Genomic DNA, 689 nt, shown 5'->3' on the forward strand with positions numbered 1-689 from the left:
AGCGGAGCGTGAAATCCGGCGGCTCCAGGCCATAGCCCTGATTCGGCAGGTCGCGGACATGGCCGCAACTGGCGGCGACGCGCCATTCCGCGCCCAGGATGCCTTGCAGCTTTTTGATCTTGCCGGGGCTTTCCACAATCAGCAGTTTCATCGGCACAGCTCCTTGCCATGATCCCTGGCGCAATCCCTGCCGACCTGGCGCTGGACGGCCTCAAGGCCGCGCGCCTGGTGCAGATCATTGAAGTCTGTCAGGCCCTGGGCCTTTTCCCTGTCGGTGAACGTGGGCACCCTGACCGTGCCGTTGACTTTCCGAGCCGCCAGTCTGGCTTTCTCCACTCCCACATTGTAAGCCTCGCCGTGCCGTCGCATGGCGTGGTCATTGTCGGCGCAGATGGTGATGGCGGCCTTGGGATATTTGGCGCGGATGGCTTCCGCCACAGGGAGCAGATTGCCGGAGTCAAAGGCGATTGCCACGGCTTTTCCGGTGGCCATGTGCAGCGAAGCCCCCGTGGCGTAGCCTTCGCAGAGGACAATTTCTCCCTGGGACAAATCCTTGCCGTCCGCGCCGATCAGATGAAAATTGCCTTTTTTCCCAATGCCCGTGGCAAGACCCTTCCGGCCATCCGGCGCGATGGCCTGGAATCCCCGCAACTCGCCGTGGATGTTCCGCAGAGGAACAATCAGGTTCC

General features: G+C 62.1%; 2 protein-coding genes. Both read right to left on the bottom strand.

Annotated features, from left to right (window positions below; genetic code table 11):
• A partial coding sequence (locus tag G7Y51_RS13505; RefSeq protein ID WP_165178282.1) for a toprim domain-containing protein occupies positions 1 to 151 on the bottom strand: 151 nt, incomplete at its 3' end.
• On the bottom strand, positions 148 to 689 hold a 542-nt coding region (locus tag G7Y51_RS13510), incomplete at its 5' end, for a toprim domain-containing protein (RefSeq protein ID WP_165178284.1). The genes G7Y51_RS13505 and G7Y51_RS13510, both read right to left, overlap by 4 nt.

This window comes from Desulfovibrio sp. ZJ369 (assembly GCF_011039085.1).
Taxonomy (GTDB): domain Bacteria; phylum Desulfobacterota; class Desulfovibrionia; order Desulfovibrionales; family Desulfovibrionaceae; genus Desulfovibrio.